2 protein-coding genes and 1 pseudogene are annotated in these 2,394 nt (G+C 67.0%); 1 reads left to right on the top strand and 2 read right to left on the bottom strand.

What is annotated here, in order from left to right; translation table 11 throughout:
* Window positions 1-460 (top strand): annotated as a pseudogene (locus EN964_RS31910) (DNA polymerase IV); the annotation flags it as partial.
* An 18-nt stretch (window positions 461-478) separates the two neighbouring features.
* On the opposite strand, the gene EN964_RS31915 reads toward EN964_RS31910, so the two are convergent.
* Both EN964_RS31915 and EN964_RS31920 read right to left on the bottom strand, forming a co-directional pair.
* On the bottom strand, window positions 479-1,507 hold the full coding sequence (locus tag EN964_RS31915; RefSeq protein ID WP_127270848.1) for a cupin domain-containing protein: 1,029 nt from the start codon (window positions 1,505-1,507) through the stop codon (window positions 479-481).
* Between the two features lie 133 nt (window positions 1,508-1,640).
* Window positions 1,641-2,394, bottom strand: a 754-nt coding sequence (locus EN964_RS31920; protein WP_245490708.1) for an FGGY-family carbohydrate kinase, incomplete at its 5' end; no start/stop codon positions are given.

Consider the following 2,394-nt stretch of genomic DNA (forward strand, 5'->3'; position numbering starts at 1 on the left):
GCATCTGGCCGACCGTGTCGCCAGCCGGCTGCGCGCCAAGGCGCGGCCCGGCCGCACGGTGACGGTACGCGTGCGCTTTGCCGATCTCAGCGCCGTCACGCGCTCGATCACGCTTGACCAGCCGATCTCGGCGACCGCGATGCTGGCCGAGATCGCCGGCGATCTGGTGCGCGGCGTCCTCGCCGACAACCCCCACGAAAGAACGATCTCGCTGCTGGCGATCTCGGTGTCGCATCTTGAGGAAAGCTTCGAGCTGCAGCTCGAACTGCCGCTCGGCCTCGCCGACGAGAAACGCCGGCCCGGCACCCGAAAAGGCCTGGCACGCTTCGACGCCGACCGCGCCATCGACAAGATCCGCGAACGCTTCGGCAAACAGGCGGTCGGCTACGGCACGGTGGCACTGGAGGCCGCGCGCTCGGTTCCCGACGAATTCAGGGAGCTGGCGGAGAAGGAACTGTGAACCCGGGACCGCCGGGCGCTATTCCGTCTCCTCGCCGTCCCAGTACCGCCTCACCGCTCCCATGTCGAAAATGCCGTCGCGCCGGCGCAAGGCGTCGACCGCCATCTTGTTGGAATCGGGATAGACGCAGACCTCGTTGGGATTTTTCTCGCCGATCATCAGATAGCGGCACGGTTCCGTACCGCTGTTGAGGAAGGAATGCCCGACCGCCAGGCCGGCGGGAAAGCAGACATAATCGCCGGCCTTCATCTCGTGACGCTCCTCGCCAAGCAGCAGCGTCACCTGCCCTTCCAGAATCAGCGCGTGCTCCTCTTCGAGCATGTGGTAGTGCCTGGGCGCCAGGCGCATGCCGGGGGCCGGCGCCTCGATCAGCATGCCGACATGATAGTCTGGTAGTCCCAAAGCCGCATAGGTCAGATGCCTGGACCGGCCGCCGAACCGCGGGCCTTCGCCCTCGACCTTCCATTCGACGGCATCGCTGGCGACAGGCGGGATCGGCACGGCTGGGGGTTTGGTGATACCGGACATCACACCCGACGGCAGCGGATCGCCGGCGGCAAGGCCGGTGTTCTCGCCGTCCCAGTAGGTTCGAGTTGCAGCGAGATCGAAGAGCGCACGGCTACCCAGCGCGCGCACCAGCACCTTGTTGGAGGCGGTGTAGACGACCACGTCATTCGGGTTGCGCTCGCCGACGATGACATAGCGGCACGGCGCGTCGCCGGTGTTGATGAGGCAATGCCCCGCCGCAGCACCAGCCGGAAAGCAGATGTAGTCGCCGGCCTTCATGGCGTAGGCGGCGTCGCCGACATAAGCGGTCAGCGCCCCTTCGAGGATGAAGACATGCTCTTCCTCGAAAATGTGGTAGTGCGCCGGTGAGGTCTGCTTGCCCGGCGGCAGTTCCTCGATCGCCACGCCGACATGGTAATTCTCGCCTAGGGCGGCCAGCGACAGATGCCGGTAGCGCACGGCAAAGCGCGGCACATCGGACCATTCCGTCCATGGCACGCTGTCCGATGCGAATGGCACTGGCGATTTGTCGTCTGCCATCAGGCCTCCTGCTCCTGCCGCCTACCTCGTCGCGACGGAACAAAGCTGCCAGCTTCCGGCATCATCGCCAAGCGGTGTTCGCCACACTCCTGACAGAGCCGGGCAGGAGTCGCTGGCCTTTCGAAACAGTTTCTCAGCCCCTGATCGCCTTGCCCGCCTGCTGCAGCAGCTCGAACGCCGCGAAGCGTTTTGCATGCCAGCCGCCCAGCGTAGCGTCGGGATGATAGACCTCGCCGAGTTCCGACATGCCGGCCATCGCCCCCGTCAGATCCCTGTAGGCACCGGCGGCGACCGCGCCCAGCATAGCCGAGCCGAGCAGCACCGGTTCCGGCGAGGTCGACGCCACCACCACCATGCCTGTGGTATCGGCAAGCAGCTGGCGCACCAGCGGGCTTTGGCCGGCGCCGCCGCTGACCACGATGGTGTCGACGGCAATGCCCTTGTCATGCTCGGCCCGCACGATCTGGCGCGCGCCATAGCCCAGCCCGCAGACCCCGGCGACATAGAGCCCGACCAGGCTGTCGAGGCTGGTGTCGAGATCGAGCCCGGCGATCAGCGCGCGCGCGTCCGGGTCGGCGAAAGGTGCGCGGTTGCCGAGAAACTCCGGCACCACATGGATGCCGCCGACCAGCGCCGGCGTTGCCGCGGCCCCATTGCGGCTTTGCGCCTGCAACGACAGCCAGGCGCTGAGGCTGAGCCCCTCGGCTTGCGCCTTGGCGGTCGCTTCGGCAGCCGCGGGATGCATGCGCACCAGATGGTCGATAGCAGCACCGGCTGCCGACTGGCCGCCCTCGTTCAGCCACAGGCCCGGCACCATGGCCGAGAAATACGGACCCCAGACGCCGTCGACGAAGGCCGGCGCCGCGGTCGACGACATGGTGCAGGCC

It is taken from the genome of Mesorhizobium sp. M7A.F.Ca.CA.001.10.2.1, assembly GCF_003998575.1.
Classification (GTDB): Bacteria; Pseudomonadota; Alphaproteobacteria; order Rhizobiales; family Rhizobiaceae; genus Mesorhizobium.